The sequence below is a fragment of the Cellulomonas sp. P24 genome (assembly GCF_024704385.1).
GTDB lineage: Bacteria > Actinomycetota > Actinomycetes > Actinomycetales > Cellulomonadaceae > JAJDFX01.
The window spans coordinates 2,512,283-2,531,428 of record NZ_JAJDFX010000002.1 but is presented as its reverse complement, the minus strand read 5'-3'; the positions used below and the strand labels follow the sequence as shown (position 1 = coordinate 2,531,428).

Genomic DNA, 19,146 nt, shown 5'->3' with positions numbered 1-19,146 from the left:
GATCAGAAGCCGGTCGTGCTCATGCCGAGCCCGCGACGTCGCAGCATGTGCACGACGGCGCCGAGCGCGAGAGCGGTGAGCACCATGACGGCGAGCGCGAGCGCCATCCCGGCCTGGGGGAGTCGCGCTGGTAGTTGACCAGGTAGGTCGGGAGCGTGTCCTTGAGCAGCAACGACGCGAACGCGAACTCCCCGAGCACGAGAGCGGCGGTCAACCCGCTCGCGGCGACGATCGAGGCGCTCAGGTTGGGCACCAGCACGCGGAACAGCACCGTCAGCTCCGAGGCGCCGAGGCTGCGCGCGGCTTCGACGAGCGTGCGGGCGTTGATCGCCCGCAGGCCGGAGTCGAGGGCCCGGTAGGTGAACGGCATCGCCCAGATCGCGTAGAACGGCACCAGGCTGAGCGTGCTCGTGAGGAACCACGGGGCGACCGGACGGAACGTCGCCGCGACCCCGACCACGAGGGCGATCGGTGGGATCACCCAGGGGAGCAGGGTCAGCGCGCTGAGCACCGGGCGCAGCCGCGGGGCACGGATCTCGGCGAGGATCGCCAGCGGGAGCAGCAGCGCGAGGTCCAGGAGGACGGCGAGCACCGCGAGGATCGCACTGGTCTTCGCCGCGTCCCACAGGGCAGGCTGCGTGAGGGCGTCGACCAGCGACGACGCCGACCACTTCGAGAACAGGGTCGACGCGTCGAGCAGCACGACGGGCACGTTCTGGAACGCGAACCGGGCCATCGCGAGCTGCGGCAGCAGGAAGTACAGCCCGAGGACCGCGAGGAACGTCCAGCGAACGACGCGGAGGCCCCGGTGCCGGGTCCGGACGCGTGCCGCGGCACGAGGCGCCGGCGTCCCGGACGTCGCAGTCACAGGCGCCGCGGTCAGGGGTGCCGCGGTCGGGGGCGTGACGGCGCTCATGCGCGGGACCACCGTGCGGCGCGACGCTGCAGGACGTTCATGAGCACCAGCCCGGCGACGAGAAGCGCGACGGTCCAGGTGACCAGGGCGTAGCCGAGATCCTGCTCTCCGGTGATGACGTTGCCCTGGAGCACGAACCGGATGGCGAGCGGCACCAGCTGCCCGCTCGAGTTGAGCACGTAGGCGGTCGCGTAGGCGCTGAACGCGTTGATGAACAGCAGCAGCATCCCGCCCAGCACGGACGGCGCGAGGATCGGTCCGCCGACCGTGAGCCAGTACCGCAGCGGGCTCGCGCCCATGAGCTCCGCGGCCTCGCGCCACGTGGTCCGCAGGCCGGAGACGGCCGGGACGACGACGAGGAACATCAGCGGGATCTCGAAGTACAGGTACACGAACGTCATGCCTGCGAGCGTCGAGAGCGAGAAGCCCGAGCCCGCGACGTCGATGCCGACGGCCGCGAGCGCCTTGGTCAGCACACCCTGGGTCCCGAGCGCCGCGACGAACGCGAACGCGAGCGGCACGCCGCCGAGCTGGGAGGCGACCGAGCTCCAGGCGTCGATCGTGGGCCGCAACCACCGCGGGCGGTCGAGCCCGCGCAGTGCCATGGCCAGCGCGAGGCCGAGCGCCCCGCCGATGACGGCCGAGGCGCCCGCGAGCATGAGCGAGTTCTCGAAGGCCGACTGGTACGGGCCGGAGATCGCCCGGATCAGCGTGCCCACCCCGAACCGGCCGCCGGGCGTGAAGGTCTTGACGATCACCGCGGCCATCGGCCACACGAGGAAGATCCCGACGAACACCAGGAACGGGATCATCGCGAGCGTCGCGGCGTTGGGCTTCCGGCCGCCGGTCAGGCGCCCGAGCCACCCCATGAGGCCGTCGGTCCCGCCGGTGGTGTCGTTCACCACGACGGTGCCCGGACGGGCGGCGGCCGCCCCGACGCCCGCGCTCGTGGCGCGGGTCGTCGGGTCGGCTGCCAGGTCCGTGCCGGTCACTTGTCCGCGACCATCGGGCCCCACTGGGCGGCCAGCGTGGCCTTCGCGGCGTCGAGCTGCTTCTGCGTCGGGAACGCGATCTTGGCGATCGTCTTCGCGTCCGGGAGGCTCGCGGCGAGCGTCGCGTCGACCTTGCCCTCCTTGACCAGCGTGGCGTAGCGGGCCGGGATGGCCCCGCCCTGCAGGTAGCCGAGGGCACCGTCGTCGCCCACCAGGTGCTCGAGGAAGAGCTCAGCGGCGCACGGGTGCGCAGCCTTCGTGACGACCGACTGCGCGTAGTACCCGCCGTAGACGCCGTCCTGCGGGACGTTGACCTGGAGGTCGAAGCCGGCGTTCTTCATCAGCGGCTTGAGCGCCGGGAAGTTGTACGTCCAGTCGAGCGCGATCGGGACCTCGCCGGAGAGCAGCGTGGCCTTGGTGACCTTGACCATCTCGAGGTTGCCGGACTTCTTCAGGTCGGAGAAGTACTGGATGCCCGGGAGGATGTTGTCGAAGCTGCCGCCGTTGGCGAGCGAGGCCGCCATGACCGCGGCGAAGGCCGCGCCGGCCTCACGCGGGTCGCCGTTGAGGGCGATCTGACCCTTGTACTCGGGCTTCTTGAGGTCGGCGAAGGTCTTGGGGACGTCCTTGACCAGGGTGGTGTTGACGCCGATCGACATCACGCCGTAGTACGCGGCGACCCAGTGACCTGCGGGGTCCTTGAGGTTGTCCGGGATCTCGTTCCACGTCGTCGGCTTGTACGCCTGCGCGTAGCCGTCGTCGATCATCTGCTGGGTGAACGAGGCGCCGACGTCGACGACCTCCGGCATGCCGGGCTGGCCGCGCAGGGTCTTGATCGCGGTGATCTCGTCCGCGGACGACGCGTCCGGGTTCGCGACGGTGGCCTTGATGCCGTACTTCTTGCGGAACGAGTCGAGGATCCCGGCGTAGTTCGCCCAGGTGTCGGGAAGCGCGATCAGGTCGACCGAGCCTTCCTTCTTCGCGGCAGCAGCGATCTCGGGGACCGTCGTCCCGCAGTCCGCGGCGGCAGCGGTGGACGCCGCCTGCGGTGAGGACGTGGAGCCCGTCGTTCCGGCCGCGGTGGAGCTGCACGCGGACAGCGCGACGGCCGCGACGGCCAGGGGAGCGAGCATGGTCAGCTTGCGCATCAATGTCCCTCGGTAGGAAGTGACGCCGACACCACGTCGGCACGTCACCGTGTCTACCTACGCAAGGCGACGTCTCCGGTGAACTCGGGTGAACGGGAACCGGCGACTCGGCGAAGTTCTCCCCTGGTCGGGCGTGCCGTGACAAGACCCGCGGACGCACCGAGGGCCGATACCCGGTCAGGTATCGACCCTCGGAGGTCGAGCCGGCGTCGCAGACCCGGTGATCGTGCAGGTCACCCAGGGTGCAGGTCAGCCGGTGGTGCAGGTCAGCAGGGGTTCACGTCCGCCGGGGCGCAGCTCACTGCGGGGCGAGCGTGAAGGCCGCCCCCTGCTGCGACGCGGCGGAGTCGACGTCGAGGCACTGGTTGCTGAGCGTCGCCGCCGCAGCCGGCGCCAGGTACACGGTGGCGGTCCCCTCGGTCACCACCTCGTCCTCCGGGTGCGGGGCTGCGACGAGCGCGAGCTCGAAGCTCCCCTGCTGGTCCCCGGACTCGGCGATGCGCAGACCGCCCGTGTCGGGAAGGCCCGCGCGCGAGGTGAGGTCATGGATGACGGTGCTGGCGTTCTCGGTCAGGGTGAGCACGAGGCTCTCCTCTCGTTGCCGGTGAGGACGATCGATCCGCTCGTGCACGGAGGCAGCCGGAGGCATACCCCCCTGCCGACCGGACCGTCGCCTTCGGTCCCCTCCACCGTCACAAGGATCCCGGAGCACCGCAACAGCACGTCCGCCCAGCGAGACCGTCCCCGCGAGCCGCGTCGGGCTCAGTCGTCGGGTCGCTCGGCCGCGCGCCGTCGCTCTTCTGCCGCCTGACGTTCGGCTGCCTGCTGCTCGGCACGCTCCGCGCGCTCCGCCTTCCGGGCCGCATCGTCGCGTTCCGCGTACGCGTCCTCGCCCGGGCCGCTGAAGGCCTTCGACCGTTCGATCGCGTCGATGCTGCCGGTGAAGAGGCGAGAGTCCGACGCGCTGAGGTCGAGCCGGATCGTCTCCTGCTCACCTGACTCGCGGGGGTCCTCCGTCGAGCGCCGCGCCGATCGACGACTCACGGCGACCGGCGTCCCGTCCGACCCGGGGGCGGGCGACTCCGCATCGCCGGGCGCGGGGACGCCGTCTCCGGGGGTGCTCTCGCTGCCCGGCACCGGGAGGACAGTCGTCGGGGCCGGAGCGGGCGCGACCGCAGCCTCCAGGTCCGGGACCGGCACCGCGGCGTGCGCCCCGGACCCCGGAGCCGACGTGGCCCCGGCAGCGGCCCCGGGGACCTCGATCACCGGGGCGACGGGGTGCTCCTCCTGCGTCGGCGCGACCGTCGGCACGGGAGGTACGCCCGCCTCCCACCGGGTGCGCGGGAGCGCCGACGGCATCTCGCGCTGCAGCCAGCCGACGAGGCCTTCGCGCAGGTAGCACCGCAGGTCCCACAAGGCTCCGGAGTTGGCCGCGCTCGCGAGCGCCCGCGTCCGCACGGTGCCCTTCGACGCGTCGGTGACCTGCAGGACTCCGACCCGCCCGTCCCACAGGTCGGTCGCGTCCAGGAGCCGGCGCAGCTCGGTGCGCATCGCCTCGATGGGGACGTTCCAGTCGAGGTCGATCTCGACCGTCCCGAGCAGCTCCGACGACCTCCGGGTCCAGTTCTCGAACGAGCTCGACGTGAAGCGCGTCGACGGCAGGATCAGCCGGCGGTCGTCCCAGACGTGCACCACGACGTACGTCATGGTGATCTCCTCGATCCGCCCCCACTCGCCGTCGACCACCACGACGTCACCCATCCGGATCGCGTCGCTGAACGCGAGCTGCACCCCGGCGAAGAAGTTGCCCAGGACGCTCTGCGCCGCGAGGCCGGCGACCAGGGAGACCACGCCGGCCGAGGCCAGCACGCTCGCACCGGCCGCACGGGCCGACGGGAACGTCAGCAGCACGGCGGCCACGGTGCAGAGCACGAGCACGGTGACCGTCACGCGGCGTAGCACGGTGATCTGGGTGCGGATGCGACGCGCGTGCCGGTCGTCCGCGACCTCGCTGCGGAAGCGCTTGAGGGCGGCGTCCTCGACGACGAACGCGAGGGCCCCGATCAGCCACGCCACCGAGACGATGAGGGCGATCCGCAGCCCGTGCTCGATGGCCAGGATCCAGCCCGCCCGGGTGGCGCCGGGAGGTGGCGTCGTGCCGACCCGGAGCCCGATCCACACGGCGACCACGAGCATCACCGCGCGCAGGGGCCGACGTGCACGTGCGGCGAGGGTCACGGCCAGCCAGCTGCGCCGTCCGACGGCCCGCACCACACCGGAGGTCACCTCCGCGAGGGCCAGGGCGAGGACGACGCCGACGACGATCGCCACGACGAGCTTCACCACGTCGGTGACCTCGGTGATCGTCTGATCTGCCTGCACGAGCCGAGCGACCAGTTCTGTACGCATCCGTCGAGGCTAACCGGACGGTCCGGACGGCCGCACCCAGGCAGCCCCTCGCGACGGCGGGCCACGACCGGTCCCCGGCCCGGACCGGAGGCGTGCAGGAACGCGGTGACCAGGCGCGCTACCGTGCTCGCATGACGTGGTTGGTGACGGGTGGAGCCGGGTACATCGGATCGCACGTGGTGCGGGCGCTCGGGAAGGTCGGGCTGGCGACCGTCGTCATCGACGACCTGTCGAGCGGCCACCGCGAGTTCGTCCCGGCGGACGTCCCGCTCGTGGTCGGCAGCATCCTGGACACGGCGCTCGTCGAGCAGGCGCTCGCCGAGCACCAGGTCACCGGGGTCGTCCACCTGGCCGGGTTCAAGTACGCCGGCGTCTCCGTGAGCCGACCGCTCCACACCTACGAGCAGAACGTCACCGGCACCGCGCACCTGCTGGCGGCGATGTCCGCGCAGGGCGTCGAGCAGATCGTGTTCTCGTCGAGCGCGGCGGTGTACGGGACGCCCGACGTCGACCTCGTCACCGAGGACACCGCGACGTCGCCCGAGTCGCCGTACGGCCGTTCGAAGCTGATCGGCGAGTGGCTGCTCGCCGACCAGGGCCGCGCGACGGGCCTGCGCCACACGTCGCTGCGGTACTTCAACGTCGTCGGCTCGGACACCCCGGAGCTGTACGACACCTCCCCGCACAACCTCTTCCCGCTCGTGCTCGAGGCCCTCGTCGAGGGTCGGACGCCGCGCATCAACGGCACCGACTACCCGACCCCGGACGGCACGTGCGTGCGCGACTACGTGCACGTCGGTGACCTGGCGTCGTCGCACGTCGCCGCCGCGCAGGCACTCGCCGGCGGCCGCGACCTGGAGCCCGTCTACAACCTGGGCTCGGGCGACGGGGTCTCGGTGAGCCAGATCATGACGGCCGTGGCCGAGGTCACCGGCATCGACTTCACGCCGGAGATCGCCCCCCGCCGGGCCGGTGACCCGGCACGCATCGTCGCGTCGGGCGAGCGCGCCGCGCGGGACCTCGACTGGCGGATGACGCACAGCCTCGCCGAGATGGTCGCGAGCGCATGGACCGCCCGTCAGGCGGCGGAACAGGCCGTCAGCGCGTCCTGACCTCGCGCGGCACGTACCTCTGGCGAAGCTCCGGCAGGAGTCCCGCGACCTCGTCGAGCACGGACTCGGACCCGGCGTAGATGCCCTCGGCGCGCGGCCAGTGCAGCACGATGTCGGTGAAGCCGAGCGCGGTCGCCCGCTCGACGCCCTCGACGAGCACGTCGGCCGACCGCAGGGCGAAGACCGGCGCGCCGTCGATGCTGAGGTAGCGGCGCGCGGTCGCTCCGGGCGTGCCGTCGGCCGCGGCCTCGTACGCCTCGACCATCCGCTCGAGCCCCGCCCACCACTCGTCCTGCGCCTGCGCCTCGGTGAGGCCGTCGCGGACCTCGTCGGGCAGGCTCGGGCCGAACGTGCCCCAGCCCTCGCCGTAGCGTGCCGCGAGCGCCATCGCCCGTGGGCCGTTCGCGGCGACGACGAACGGCACCCGGGGCTGCTGCACGCAGCCCGGTCGCATCCGGGCGCCGTTGGCCCGGTAGAACTCGCCGTCGTGGTCGGTGACCGGCTGGGTGAGCAGCCGGTCCAGCACCGCGACGAACTCGCCGAAGCGTCGGGTGCGCGCGCCGGGGGTCAGTGGCGCGCCGAGGACCTCGGCGTCGACCCCGGTGCCGCCCGCGCCGAGCCCGAGGATCAGCCGCCCGTCGCTGATGTCGTCCAGGCCCATGACGTCCTTGGCGAACGGGACCGGGTGCCGGTAGTTCGGCGACGCGACCCACGTGCCGAGCCGGATGCGTTCGGTCACGACCGCCGCCGCGGCGAGCAGCGGGATCGTCGCGAGCCACGGCTCGTCGGCGAGCGTCCGCCAGGCGAGGTGGTCGTAGGTCCACGCGTGGTCGAACCCGTACTCCTCGGCGCGCTGCCACCGGGCGCGGTCCCGGGCCCACCGCTCCTGCGGCAGCAGGACGATGCCGAACCTCAGGTCGTGCGTCATCAGGACCACCCCAGCTCGTGCAGCCGCTCGTCGTCGATGCCGAAGTGGTGCGCGATCTCGTGGACCACCGTCACGGCGACCTCCTCGACGACCTCCTCGCGCGAGTCGCACATCGCGAGGGTCGGGTTGCGGTAGATCGTGATGCGGTCCGGCAGCGAGCCGGCGGCCCACCACCCGTCGCGGTCGGTGAGCGGCGTGCCCTCGTAGAGCCCGAGCAGCTCGGGCTCGTCGGACGGTGCGTCGTCCTCGACGAGCACGACGACGTTGTCCATCTGGGCGGTGAGCTCGGGCGGGATCTCGTCGAGGGCGTCCTCGACGGCTTCCTCGAACTCCTCACGCGACATGTGCACCACGAGGACATCTTGCCGGTATCGGCATCGTGGCGCGCCCGCGCGGTGCGGCGGTCGTGCCGGTCAGAGCACCGCTTTGGTGTTCACCGTCCTCTACCCTTATGCTCATCCCGGTCTTACGACTCCTCGGACGTCACGGACGAGAGACGTCGGAGCGGTGACACGCCCCCATCGTCTAGCGGCCTAGGACCCCGCCCTTTCACGGCGGTAGCACGGGTTCGAATCCCGTTGGGGGTACGAGCAGGACAGCACGACAGCATGAAGCCTTGTCTCACCACAAGGCCCCGTAGCGCAGTTGGTTAGCGCGCCGCCCTGTCACGGCGGAGGTCGCGGGTTCAAGTCCCGTCGGGGTCGCTCGACGATCGCCCGGTCGCCAGACCGGGCGTTCGAGTTTCGGCCACTTAGCTCAGTTGGTAGAGCGTTCGACTGAAAATCGAAAGGTCGGCAGTTCGACCCTGCCAGTGGCCACCACCGAGGCGGTCCCTCTCCGGGACCTCCTGCTCGACAGCTCGCACCACGGCCCCTGGCCCCGCGGAGACCTCCGCAGGCGCCGAGGGGCCGTCGTCGTTCCCGGTCCCGCACGGCCGGGTCCACCAGGCGAGCCGTGGGGCGTGTGCCCTCAGTCGTCGAGCGTCGTCGAGCCGCGGACCACGACCCGGCACGGCATCCGCTCGACCCCGGGCGTCTGCTTGCCGTCGATCGCCTCGAACATCCGCTGCGCCGCACGGCGACCGAGCATCTCGAAGTTCATGTCGACGCTGGTGAGCTCGGGGCGCGCACCGGACGTCAGGATCTGCCAGTTGTCGAACCCCATGACGGCGACCTCGCGCGGCACGTCGAAGCCCCGGTCGCGGAGGACGTCCATGACCCCCCGCGCGATCTGGTCGCTGCCGCACAGGATCGCGTCGAACTCGACGCCCTGACTGAGGAGGGTGTGCGTCGCTGCGCGCCCCCAGGCCTCCGTCCACGCCCCGTAGCGGACCCGCTCCCCGGCCAGCTCAAGCCCTGCTGCGGCGAGAGCGCCGAGCGCCCCGGCGGCACGGTCGCGTGCTGCCGCGTAGTTGACGTCGCCCGTCACGTGGGCGATGCGGGTGCGTCCGGTCGCGACCAGGTGCTCGATCGCGAGCGTGCCCGCATTGACGTTGTCGGGGATGACCGACGAGTCGAGCGGATCGGTCGACGGCGCGTACGCGTAGACGACCGGCACCGGCAGGTCGTGCCCGAGGGACTCGCGTGGGTCCGTGTTGCTCCCGACGACGATCAGCCCGTCGACCCGTCGGCCCAGCAGCGCCTTGAGGTGGTACTGCTCGCGGATCGCGTCGTCCCGCGCGTCGCACAGGAACACCGACATCTTGCCGGCGCCGAACGCGTCCTCCGCGCCCATGAGGATCGGCAGGCTGAACCGACCCTCGAGGTCGTTGGTGAGCAGACCGACGGTGCCGGTCTGCCCGGCGAGGATCGCCTGCGCGAGCGTGTTCGGGGTGAACGAGATCCGTTCGGCCGCCTCGATCACCCGGCGACGGGTGTCGGGGTGCACGTTGCTGCGGCCGTTGAGGGCCTTGGACGCGGTCGCGACCGAGACGCCGGCCAGGACCGCCACGTCCCGGAGCGTCGCCGCTCGCGGTCGCGGGACGCTCTCCTCCGTCGCAGCCACCTCAACCCCCTGATGTCACAGACCGGTCACGAAATCCATGACGCATGGTAGCGCCGTTGACTGACCCCACCCTCGATGCTAACTTAGCGAAAACGGTTTCGGAGGGTTTCGCTCCGAGAGGTCGTGCCCGAGGGCCCGCCTGCTCACCGCTCCCCCAGCGGCGAGGACCGGCACGGCAAGCACGCATCTCCATCAACGAGGATCGAGACACGGCGGCGACGTCGCCGGAACGAGAGCCTCGGCCACGCGCCATCAGAGGAGTTCCGTTGAGAATCACCGACATCACGGGCCGGTCGACCGGCTCCCCCCGCCGCCGCGGACGGCTGCTCACGCTCGCCGCCGCCACCGTCGCCGGCGCCCTCGCGCTCTCCGCGTGCTCCGGCGGCTCCGGCTCGTCGAGCACCTCGAGCGGGGGCGGCGCCACGAGCAGCACGATCACCGTCTGGCACTACTTCAGCGACCCGAACCAGGTCAAGCTGATGGACGAGTACGCGACCAAGTTCCAGTCCGCGCACAGCGGCGTCAAGGTCGACAACGTCTACGTGCCCTACGACCAGATGAACTCCAAGGTCATCGCCGCAGCCGGTGCGAAGACCGGCCCGGACGTCGTCGTCTTCAACGGCGCCGAGGCCGCGACCCTCGCCCTCGGTGGCGCGCTCGCCCCGCTCGACGACCGGTGGGCGTCCTACGCCGACGCCAGCCAGTTCCCCGACTCGGTGATCCACAAGATCGACGGCAAGACGTACGCCGTCCAGGGCTACGTCAACCTGCTGGGCCTCTGGTACAACGCCGACATCCTCAAGGAGCTCGGCGTCCAGCCGCCGACCACCATGGACGAGCTCGAGGCCGACATGGCGAAGGCGAAGGCCGCCGGCTACCAGGGCATCACGCTCAGCGGGCTGCCGCAGTCCCAGGGCGAGTGGCAGGCGTTCCCGTGGCTCTCCGCCTCGGGGTTCAGCTACACCTCGCCCGACGCCACCGCTCTCGCGGCCGGGCTCTCCCGGGTACGGGGCTGGGTCGACAAGGGCTGGCTCTCGCAGGAGTCGGTGACCTGGGACCAGACCGTGCCGTTCCAGAAGTTCGCCGCAGGCGGCGTCGCCTTCGCGGAGAACGGCAACTGGCAGATGGGCACGGCCAAGTCCGACGCGAAGTTCAGCTACGGCGTCGTCCCGCTGCCGCTCGGCAGCACCGGCAAGGTCTACCTCGGCGGCGAGGGCGAGGGCATCGGTGCGTTCAGCAAGAACCCCGACCTCGCCTGGCAGTACCTGACCGAGACGTACTTCGACAAGGCCGGGCAGATCCTCCCGGTGACGATCGTCGGCAGCATCCCGTCACGCGCGGACGCCGCCGAGGACCCGGCCGTGACCGGGAACGAGCTGCTCAAGCCGTTCGCTGACACGATCGCCAAGTACGGCGCCAACTACCCCGCGGGCAACATCCCGCCGGCAGCCGTCGCCGACATCCAGCTGGCCGTCGGCCAGGCCTGGAGCTCCGCGCTCGGCGGTCAGAAGTCCCCGACCGACGCCGCGAAGACCGCCGTCACGACCGTGACCGGCCTGCTCGGCTAGATGCTCCACCCGCACGACCCACGGCGCGGACGCCGGCCGCCGGCGCCAGAGTCACCTCGACGAGAGAGATCTTCGACATGACAGCTCCACTGGCACCGGCGACCGGCGTCCCGTCGGCACCGTCCGGGACCCGGACCGCCCCCCGGCGGTCCGGGACCCGGCGGAAGCCGCAGGTCCGGATGCTCTTCCTGCTCCCGGCAGGCGTCTTCCTCGCACTCTTCAGCTTCTACCCGCTCCTCCAGCTGATCCGGATGAGCGTCAGCGCCGTCAGCGCCGCCACGCTCAACCGCGAGTGGGTGTTCACCGGCCTCGAGAACTTCACCAAGGGCTTCTCCACCGGCGAGACCACCCAGGCGCTCACGCGCACCGGGGTGTTCGTCCTGGTCGTCACGCTGCTCGGGATGGTCGGCGGGCTCGCCGCAGCGATCGTGCTGCGGATCCAGGGCCGGTGGTCCGGGTTCCTGATGGCCCTCATGGTGTTCGTCTGGGCACTTCCCCCGGTCGTCAACGGCAGCGTCTGGAAGTTCCTGCTCGGGGACTCGGGCCTGTTCAACACGATCCTCACGTCGACCGGCCTCCGCGACACCCCGATCCCGTTCCTCTACGACCAGTACTGGGCGCTCATGTCGGTCGCGTTCGTCAACGCGTTCGCGGTGATCCCGTTCAACGCCCTGGTCTTCCGCGCCGCCCTGCTCGGGATCCCTCCCGAGAGCTTCGAGGCCGCCGCCCTCGACGGTGCGAACAAGTGGCAGGAGATCCGCCACATCATGCTCCCGTCGGTCCGCCCGACCACGCTCGTGCTGCTCGTCCTGACGATCGTCTACGGGTTCCGCAGCTTCGACTTCATCTACGTCATGACCTACGGCGGACCCGGGACCGCGACCAACACGCTGCCGTTCCTCGGCTACCTGCAGGCCTTCGTCCGCTACGACTTCGGGCTCGGCTCGGCCACCTCGGTGGTCACCGTCCTCGGGGTCCTCGTGCTCGCCGCGGTCTACGCGCGCAGCATCCGCCGAGAGGAGTCGGAGTCGTGAAGCAGACCAACGGCCCCATCGCGCTCACCGTCAAGAGCCTGCTCACGCTCATGTACGCCGTGCCGATCCTGTGGATCGTCCTCACGTCGTTCAAGAGCCCCTCCGACGTGTTCACGACCCAGGCGTCGTTCCTGTTCCGACCGGTGACGACCGCCTACGTCGAGGCCTTCGACGGCGCCCTGGTCACGGCGCTGCGCCAGTCGGTGCTCATCGCGACCGGGACCACGCTGCTCGTCCTCCTCGTCGCGATCCCCGCCGCGTACGGACTCGCGCGCACCACCGGGCACCTGCCGACCCTCGGGCTCGGTCTGCTGATCGTGCTGCAGATGATGCCGCAGACCGCCACGGTCATCCCGTTGTTCCAGATCTTCGGCAACTGGGCGCTGCTCGACAAGACGCTCGGCGTCGTGCTCGCCGACACCGCCCTGCTGATCCCGTTCGCGACGCTGCTGCTGCGGCCGTTCTTCCGATCCGTGCCACCGCAGCTCGAGGAGGCCGCATCGATCGACGGAGCCTCGGTGCTCCGGACGTTCTTCTCGATCGTCCTCCCCGTGGCACGCAACGGCGTCTACACCGTCGGGACCCTGGTGTTCCTGCTCTCGTGGGGCGAGTTCCTGTACGCGGTGAACTTCTTCCTCGCGCCGGGCAGCTACCCCCTCAGCGCACTCCTCGCGCAGCAGGTCTCGGCCTTCGGCATCAACTGGCCCGGCCTGATGGCGCTGGCCGTGCTCACCTCGATCCCGATCCTCATCGTCTTCACCGCCACCTACCGGCTGCTGCGCGACGGCCTGTCGGTCGGCGCCGTGAAGTAGCCGTCGCACAGCCGCGCCCGCGGCCCCCCACTCGCACCGCACCGTGGCGCAAGCCCCTCGCCTCCTGCCCCGATCCCCCCTCGCCCGACCTGGAGAACCCCATGCCTACCGACGCCCGTCACGACCACCTCACCGTGCCTGCGGACCGGCCCGACCGTGGCCGCCCCGTCGCACCGTCGACCGGTCGCTGGCGCCCTCTCGGCCTCGCCGACGTGACGATCGACAGCGGGTTCTGGGCGGACCTCCAGCGGCTCAACTCGACCGCGATGATCGCCCACTGCGAGCAGTGGGTCGAGACCATGGGGTGGATCGGGAACTTCGACGCCGCGGTCGAGGGGCGGCTTCCCGCCGACCGTCGCGGGCGCGAGTTCTCCGACTCCGAGATCTACAAGCTCCTCGAGGCGATGTCCTGGGAGGTCGGGCGCACCGGCGACGCCGCGCTCGAGGCCCGGCTGCAGGCGCTGGTCGCCCGGGTCGCCCCCGTGCAGGAGGCCGACGGGTACCTCAACACCAAGTTCGGCCGTCCCGGCCAGGCGCCGCGCTACTCCGACCTGCAGTGGGGCCACGAGCTCTACTGCTACGGGCACCTCATCCAGGCGGGGGTCGCCCGGTCCCGGACGCACGGTGAGGACGACCTCGTGCGGATCGCGACCCGGGCGGCCGACCACGTGTGCGACGTCTTCGGCGACGAGGGCGACCAGCGGGTCGGGGGGCACCCGGAGATCGAGGTGGCCCTCGTCGAGCTGTACCGCGTCACGGGCGAGCGACGCTACCTGGACCAGGCGCGCGCGTTCGTCGACCGACGCGGCCACGGCGCCCTCGGCGACATCGAGCTCGGTCGCCAGTACTTCCAGGACGACCGCCCGGTCCGCGAGACCACCGTCATGGACGGTCACGCCGTCCGCGCGCTGTACCTCGCGGCCGGCGCGGCGGACGTCGCGACCGAGGACGGCGACGACGACCTCCTCGCCGCCGTCGCGATCCAGACCGTCACGACCCTCGCGCGTCGCACGTACCTCACCGGTGGGATGGGCGCGCACCACGAGGGCGAGTCGTTCGGCCAGGACCACGAGCTCCCGCCGGACCGCGCGTACTCCGAGACGTGCGCAGGCGTGGCCTCCGTCATGCTCAACCACCGTCTCCTGCTCGCCACCGGTGACCCGCGCCACGCGGACGCCGTCGAGCGCACGCTGTACAACGTCGTCGCGGCGTCCCCCGCCGAGGACGGCCGGTCGTTCTACTACACCAACACGCTCCACCAGCGTGTCCCCGGCGCCGTTCCCGAGGTCGACGTCGCGAGCCCCCGGGCGTCCTCGAGCCTGCGCGCCCCGTGGTTCGAGGTCTCCTGCTGCCCCACGAACCTCACCCGCACGATCGCCACGCTCGGCGCCTACGTGGCCACCGCGGACGACGACGGCGTGCAGCTCCACCAGTACGCCGGAGCGACGGTCCGCGCCACGATCGGCAGCGGCCGCGAGGTCGGCCTGCGCATCGAGACCGCGTACCCGACGGACGGCACGATCCGCGTCGTCGTCACGGAGACCCCCGACGAGTCCTGGACGCTCACCCTGCGGGTCCCGTCCTGGGCCACGGGCGCGACGCTCACCCACGGGGCGACGCACCGCGCCGTCGAGCCCGGCTTCGCGACCCTCGCGCGGAGGTTCGCTGTCGGGGACGTGGTCGAGCTCGTCCTTCCGATGTCCGCCCGGTGGACCTGGCCGGACGCGCGTGTCGACGCGGTACGGGGTCAGGTCGCGGTCGAGCGCGGGCCGCTCGTGATGTGCCTCGAGTCGACCGACCTCGGGGGCAGCGTGAACGTCGTGCGGGTCCGCACCGACGAGCCGCCGGTCGACGAGGGCGGTGTGGTGCGCGTGCACGCGACCCGGCTCGCGCTCGACGAGCCGGGATGGCCCTACGGGTCCCACGACGCGACCGACGGGACGGGCGCCGTCACCGGCGAGGTCGACGCCGGGCTCGTCCCCCTCGTCCCCTACCACCACTGGGCCAACCGTGGCCCGTCGACGATGCGGGTCTGGATGCCCACCGCCGACTGACCGCAGGAACGCACCCGGCACGACCGGTACGGTCGACGTGTGCGGCCGTACCCGTCGCCCCGCACCCGTCCACAGCCCAGATCCGCACCACCACGTCCACACCCCAGGAGTCCCCCGTGATCGCCGTTCGTGACCTGACCGGAACTGTCGTCGCCCTCACCGGTGCCACCGCCGGGATCGGCCGTGAGACCGCCCGCCTGCTCGTCGCCGAAGGGGCGAAGGTCGCGCTCGGCGGGCGCCGCACCGAGCGCCTCGAGGAGCTCGTCGCCGAGCTCGGGGCGGACAACGCCGTCGGCGTGACGATGGACGTCCGCTCGCCCGCCGACAACGCGCGGCTCGTCGCCGCTGCCATCGACCGCTGGGGACGCCTCGACTCCGTGGTCGCGAACGCCGGCATCGGCATGTACGGCGGCATCCTCGACCACACCGACGAGGAGCTCGCCACGATGATGGACACGAACTACGCGGGCACCGTCTGGACCGTGCGGTCCGCACTGCCGGCGATGCTCGAGGCCGGCGCCGGTGACGTGGTGATCGTCTCCAGCGTCGCCGGGTTCCGCGGCGGGGCGGACGAGGCCGTATACGCCGGCACGAAGCATGCACAGGTCGGCCTCGCCGGGAGCCTCGACCGGGAGCTCCGTGAGAAGGGCGTGCGGGTGACCCTCATCTGCCCCGCGGGCACCGGGACCGAGTTCGCCGTCGGTGCGGGCCGGACGTCCGACGACCCGCGCTTCGCGGAGTGGCTGTCCCCGGTCGACGTCGCCACTGCGATCGTGACGACCCTGCACCAGCCGCGCTCGCTCCGCACCGCCATCTGGACCCTGTGGAGCATGGGCCAGGGCAGCTGACCGGCCGCTGACCCCACGGCGCCGTGATCCACCGGCTCACGGCGCCGTGGGATTCCGTGCAGCACCCGATCGAGCGACCACGTCGCATCACGGCACCGAGTGCGCGATGCTGTACACGCAGGTCAGCGCGGCGCCTCGCCCGGCGTCGTCCGGACCCGCGACGGGCGACCGGACGACGGCCGACCCGAGGCACCCGGCAAGGCGAAGGACGTGATCGTGTGACCAGCAGCGAGGGCCCGTCGGAGCCCGCACCGCCCACCCCGCCCGACCCCGAGCACCTGTCGATCGGCCAGCTCGTGAGCCGCCTCACCGAGCAGGCGGCGCGGCTCGTCCGCGCCGAGATCGACCTCGCGAAGGCCGAGCTCCAGCTCCGAGCGCAGAACGCGGCGATCGGGATCGGCATGTTCGTCGTCGCCGGTGTCCTGTCGCTCTACGGCCTGGGCTGGCTCCTCAACAGCGCAGCCCTCGGGCTCGCGAACGTCATGCCTGCCTGGCTCGCCGCACTGATCGTCGGTGTCGTCCTCCTCGCGCTCACGGCGACCCTCGCCCTCCTCGGCAAGCGCGCCCTCTCCCGGGGGATGCCGCCGACGCCCGAACGCGCGACCGAGAACGTCAAGCTCGACATCGAGGCCGTGAAGGAAGGGCTCCGCTCATGACCACCGACCCGAAGCTCGCCGCTCTCGAGGCCGAGCTCGCCAAGACCCGCGCCGAGCTCGCCGCCACGGTCGACGAGCTCGCCACCCGCCTCGACCCGCGCACGCAGGCCACCCACGCGGTGGACTCCGCCAAGAAGCTCGCCCGCGACGCGGTCGGCTCCGGGCCGGAGGCCGACCCCGAGGAGAAGACCCACGCCCGGATCGTGCTCGGCACCGCGGCCGGAGTCCTGGCCACCGTGATCGCCGGGGCGGCCCGCAGGCGCTGAGACGCGGCCAGGACCCGTGGCGCGGACCGCACGCGCTGGGAGGCGGCCCACGGACGCTCTCGGTCGGGGTTCGGCAGCACCTTTCTCGACCGCAGCACCCTTCCCGACCGCAGGGCTCTACTCGACCACAGAGCTCTACTCGACCGCAGAGCCCTTCTCGACCTGCAGCAGCGACCGCTTCACGTCGAGACCGTAGTAGTACCCCCCGAGACCGCCGCCGGTCCGGACGACCCGGTGGCAGGGGACGAACGGTGCAACCAGGTTGCGCGCGCACGCGCTCCCGGCCGCGCGCACCGCAGTTGGCCGACCGGCCGCCGCCGCCAGCTCCGCGTACGTCGCGGTGCTCCCCGGGGCGATCTTCCGCATCGCGACCCACACGTCCTGCATGAAGGGTCCCCCGGGTTGCGACACCCGGACGCGACCGAGCGCGTCGAGGTCGCCCGCGGCGTAGGCGTGCAGCGCGTCGACCGCCTCGGCCAGGGCTGGGTCGCCCGAGTCGGCACCGACCTCGCGGAGCTCGAACGGTCCGCTCGCCTGCTCGAGCCGGGCCGCCATCGTCGGCACCGACGCGAAGCCGGCCGCGCGCACGACGCCGTCCGGGGACACCAGGACGGACAGGGGTCCGACGGCCGTCGTGACCGTCGTGGCGATGATCGTCTCGGGGCTCATGCCTTCTCCTCGGGGTGCGGTGCGGACAACGGTGCGGTGCGGGCGACGGGGTCCGGCCGGGCGCCGGGGGTCGGCGCGCCACGCTTCGGTGCGTCCCTCGCCGGGGCGGACGGTGCGTCGGGGCTCGGACGCCGCACCGGTCCCGCCGCGAGGTCGCCGGCCGCGACCGCGGACCACAGGTGCTGCGCGCCGTACCCGCGCCACGGCTGCCAGGCCCGCGCGCGGTGGGTCGCCCAGGTCACGTCCACCGTCCGGGGGTCCCCGCCGCCGAGCTCACCGAGCGCCCGTCGCAGCACGAGGTCGCCCGCGGGGAACACGTCGGGGTCGCCGAGGGCGCGCAGGGCGACGTAGTCGGCCGTCCACGGCCCGATGCCGGGGAGTGCCAGGAGCGCCGACCTGACCTCCGTGCGGTCCGCCTCCGGGCGCAGGGGAGGCCGTCCGCGACAGCCGTCGCGACGTGGTGGAGGGCCGACGCGCGTGCGCCGGTCAGACCAATCGTGCGCAGTGCGTCGGGGCCGACGCCGGCGAGCTGCTCCGCGGTCGGGAACAGCGCGAGCCCACCCAGACCCGGCTCGCCCCACGCCGCGACGAGCCGCGCCGCAAGGGTCAGCGCCCCCACGGTCGACACCTGCTGCCCCAGGACGGCCTTCACCGCGAGCTCGAAGGGGTCGACCGTGCCCGCCACCCGCAGCCCCGGCCGGGAGTCGACCAGCGGCGCGAGCAGGACGTCGGTGCGCAGCGCCTCGTCGATCGCGTGCGGATCGGCGTCGAGGTCGAGCCACCGTCGCAGCCGTGCGACCGTCGGGGCGAGGTCCCCGAGGGACGTGAGGGTCAGGCGCACCGGCACCGCGCCGGGAGCCCGGTCGGCGGCGAGGGTGACCTCGACCTCGACGGGGCCGCCGGGTGCACGGACCAGGCGGCGCACGGACCGGGAGAAGTCGTCGCCGACCACCGTGACCTCGAGGCCGGGCACGGCCCGGTGCGCGACGTGGCCCCACCAGCTGTCGGCGTCGAACGGCTCGGTGCAGCGCAGGCGCAGGGTCACGGTCGCGCCGGTCGGCGGCACCCGGCCCTCGGCCTCCACGCGGGCCTCGCGAGGGGTGCGGCGCAGCGTCGACGGCGCCGCCCCGAACTGCTCGCGCATGACCTCGTTGAACTGTCGGACGCTCGAGAAGCCGGCCGCGAACGCGATGTCGGCCATGCCCAAGGACGTCTGGTCGAGCAGCATGCGGGCGAGCTGCGACCGTCGGGTCCGGGCGAGCTGCACCGGTGACGCGCCGACCTGCTCGACCAGCACCCGGTGCAGGTGGCGTTCGCTCACGTGGACCGCGTCGGCGAGCCCGCGCACGCCCGCGGTGTCGACGAGCCCGTCGGCGATCCCCCGCAGCGCGCGCGCCGCGAGATCGCTGCGGACGTCCCAGTCCCGCGACCCGGGGAGGGCGTCAGGACGGCACCGCCGGCACGCGCGGAAGCCCGCCGCCACCGCGGCCGCCGCTGCCGTGAAGTACGTGCAGTTCTCGGGTCGGGGCGTGCGCGCAGGGCAGGACGGTCGGCAGTAGATGCCCGTCGAGACGACGCCGACGTACAGGCGCCCGTCGTACCGCGGGTCGCGGCTGCTGATCGCGCGGTACGCCGTCTCGGCGTCGACGGGCGAGGAGAGGGTCACGTCGACCAGTCTCTCCCGCGCCCGGACCGATCACTGGCGGAAATCGGACCATGCAGTGGGCCGG

General features: G+C 72.2%; 19 protein-coding genes and 3 tRNA genes. 11 read left to right on the top strand and 11 right to left on the bottom strand.

What is annotated here, in order from left to right:
- Nucleotides 1–19: 19 nt before the first annotated feature.
- From LJB74_RS11790 to LJB74_RS11770, 5 genes are all read right to left on the bottom strand, one after another.
- Nucleotides 20–916, bottom strand: a complete 897-nt coding sequence (locus tag LJB74_RS11790; protein ID WP_259308710.1) for an ABC transporter permease — start codon at nt 914–916, stop codon at nt 20–22.
- The gene (locus LJB74_RS11785) at nt 913–1,908 is read right to left on the bottom strand and encodes an ABC transporter permease subunit (protein WP_259308709.1); all 996 of its coding nucleotides are present in this window, start codon (nt 1,906–1,908) and stop codon (nt 913–915) included. Before LJB74_RS11785 ends, LJB74_RS11790 begins: the two co-directional genes overlap by 4 nt.
- Nucleotides 1,905–3,056 (bottom strand): ABC transporter substrate-binding protein, encoded by a 1,152-nt coding sequence (locus LJB74_RS11780; RefSeq protein WP_259308708.1) that lies wholly within the window; start codon nt 3,054–3,056, stop codon nt 1,905–1,907. The genes LJB74_RS11785 and LJB74_RS11780 overlap by 4 nt, the downstream gene beginning before the upstream one ends.
- Nucleotides 3,057–3,354: 298 nt before the next feature.
- Nucleotides 3,355–3,639, bottom strand: coding sequence for an adhesin (locus LJB74_RS11775; protein WP_259308707.1), 285 nt, complete (start codon nt 3,637–3,639; stop codon nt 3,355–3,357).
- Between the two features lie 179 nt (nt 3,640–3,818).
- Complete coding sequence (locus LJB74_RS11770) at nt 3,819–5,465, bottom strand: mechanosensitive ion channel domain-containing protein (protein WP_259308706.1); 1,647 nt, start codon at nt 5,463–5,465, stop codon at nt 3,819–3,821.
- 131 nt (nt 5,466–5,596) lie between these two features.
- Between LJB74_RS11770 and galE the strand changes: the two genes are divergently transcribed.
- Nucleotides 5,597–6,577 (top strand): UDP-glucose 4-epimerase GalE, encoded by a 981-nt coding sequence (galE, locus tag LJB74_RS11765; RefSeq protein WP_259308705.1) that lies wholly within the window; start codon nt 5,597–5,599, stop codon nt 6,575–6,577.
- On the opposite strand, the gene LJB74_RS11760 is transcribed toward galE, so the two are convergent.
- Nucleotides 6,564–7,505, bottom strand: coding sequence for an LLM class flavin-dependent oxidoreductase (locus LJB74_RS11760; protein ID WP_259308704.1), 942 nt, complete (start codon nt 7,503–7,505; stop codon nt 6,564–6,566). The two genes, galE and LJB74_RS11760, sit on opposite strands and share 14 nt — an antisense overlap.
- Nucleotides 7,505–7,849, bottom strand: a complete 345-nt coding sequence (locus LJB74_RS11755; protein WP_259310349.1) for a metallopeptidase family protein — start codon at nt 7,847–7,849, stop codon at nt 7,505–7,507. Before LJB74_RS11755 ends, LJB74_RS11760 begins: the two co-directional genes overlap by 1 nt.
- Before the next feature lie 170 nt (nt 7,850–8,019).
- Here LJB74_RS11755 and LJB74_RS11750 point away from each other — a divergent pair.
- The 3 genes from LJB74_RS11750 to LJB74_RS11740 all read left to right on the top strand — a co-directional run bounded on the left by LJB74_RS11750 (nt 8,020) and on the right by LJB74_RS11740 (nt 8,326).
- Nucleotides 8,020–8,092 (top strand) — tRNA-Glu (locus tag LJB74_RS11750).
- A gap of 43 nt (nt 8,093–8,135) precedes the next feature.
- Nucleotides 8,136–8,209: transfer RNA gene (locus tag LJB74_RS11745), tRNA-Asp, on the top strand.
- A 41-nt stretch (nt 8,210–8,250) separates the two neighbouring features.
- Nucleotides 8,251–8,326 (top strand) — tRNA-Phe (locus tag LJB74_RS11740).
- A gap of 148 nt (nt 8,327–8,474) precedes the next feature.
- Here the strand turns inward: LJB74_RS11740 and LJB74_RS11735 are convergent.
- Nucleotides 8,475–9,509 carry a LacI family DNA-binding transcriptional regulator gene (locus LJB74_RS11735; RefSeq protein WP_259308703.1) on the bottom strand — a complete coding sequence of 345 codons (1,035 nt, stop codon included), beginning with the start codon at nt 9,507–9,509 and terminating at the stop codon, nt 8,475–8,477.
- A 266-nt stretch (nt 9,510–9,775) separates the two neighbouring features.
- Here LJB74_RS11735 and LJB74_RS11730 point away from each other — a divergent pair, with 266 nt between their 5' ends.
- The 7 genes from LJB74_RS11730 to LJB74_RS11700 all read left to right on the top strand — a co-directional run bounded on the left by LJB74_RS11730 (nt 9,776) and on the right by LJB74_RS11700 (nt 16,747).
- Complete coding sequence (locus LJB74_RS11730) at nt 9,776–11,077, top strand: sugar ABC transporter substrate-binding protein (protein WP_259308702.1); 1,302 nt, start codon at nt 9,776–9,778, stop codon at nt 11,075–11,077.
- A 77-nt stretch (nt 11,078–11,154) separates the two neighbouring features.
- The gene (locus tag LJB74_RS11725) at nt 11,155–12,111 is read left to right on the top strand and encodes a carbohydrate ABC transporter permease (protein ID WP_259308701.1); all 957 of its coding nucleotides are present in this window, start codon (nt 11,155–11,157) and stop codon (nt 12,109–12,111) included.
- Complete coding sequence (locus LJB74_RS11720; RefSeq protein ID WP_259308700.1) at nt 12,108–12,923, top strand: carbohydrate ABC transporter permease; 816 nt, start codon at nt 12,108–12,110, stop codon at nt 12,921–12,923. The genes LJB74_RS11725 and LJB74_RS11720 overlap by 4 nt, the downstream gene beginning before the upstream one ends.
- Nucleotides 12,924–13,024: 101 nt before the next feature.
- Nucleotides 13,025–14,977: a glycoside hydrolase family 127 protein gene (locus tag LJB74_RS11715; RefSeq protein ID WP_259308699.1), complete on the top strand. Its 1,953-nt coding sequence runs from the start codon at nt 13,025–13,027 to the stop codon at nt 14,975–14,977.
- A 116-nt stretch (nt 14,978–15,093) separates the two neighbouring features.
- The gene (locus LJB74_RS11710; RefSeq protein ID WP_259308698.1) at nt 15,094–15,825 is read left to right on the top strand and encodes an SDR family oxidoreductase; all 732 of its coding nucleotides are present in this window, start codon (nt 15,094–15,096) and stop codon (nt 15,823–15,825) included.
- A gap of 218 nt (nt 15,826–16,043) precedes the next feature.
- Nucleotides 16,044–16,481: a phage holin family protein gene (locus LJB74_RS11705; protein WP_259308697.1), complete on the top strand. Its 438-nt coding sequence runs from the start codon at nt 16,044–16,046 to the stop codon at nt 16,479–16,481.
- Nucleotides 16,478–16,747, top strand: coding sequence for a DUF3618 domain-containing protein (locus LJB74_RS11700; RefSeq protein WP_259308696.1), 270 nt, complete (start codon nt 16,478–16,480; stop codon nt 16,745–16,747). Before LJB74_RS11705 ends, LJB74_RS11700 begins: the two co-directional genes overlap by 4 nt.
- Before the next feature lie 135 nt (nt 16,748–16,882).
- Here the strand turns inward: LJB74_RS11700 and LJB74_RS11695 are convergent, their stop codons facing one another.
- The 3 genes from LJB74_RS11695 to LJB74_RS11685 are packed head-to-tail and all read right to left on the bottom strand — an operon-like array spanning nt 16,883 to nt 19,082.
- On the bottom strand, nt 16,883–17,416 hold the full coding sequence (locus LJB74_RS11695) for a methylated-DNA--[protein]-cysteine S-methyltransferase (RefSeq protein WP_259308695.1): 534 nt from the start codon (nt 17,414–17,416) through the stop codon (nt 16,883–16,885).
- Nucleotides 17,413–17,664: a hypothetical protein gene (locus tag LJB74_RS11690; RefSeq protein ID WP_259308694.1), complete on the bottom strand. Its 252-nt coding sequence runs from the start codon at nt 17,662–17,664 to the stop codon at nt 17,413–17,415. Before LJB74_RS11690 ends, LJB74_RS11695 begins: the two co-directional genes overlap by 4 nt.
- Entirely contained in the window at nt 17,655–19,082 is a 1,428-nt protein-coding gene (locus LJB74_RS11685) for a bifunctional transcriptional activator/DNA repair enzyme AdaA (protein WP_259308693.1), read from the bottom strand. Before LJB74_RS11685 ends, LJB74_RS11690 begins: the two co-directional genes overlap by 10 nt.
- Nucleotides 19,083–19,146: the final 64 nt, after the last annotated feature.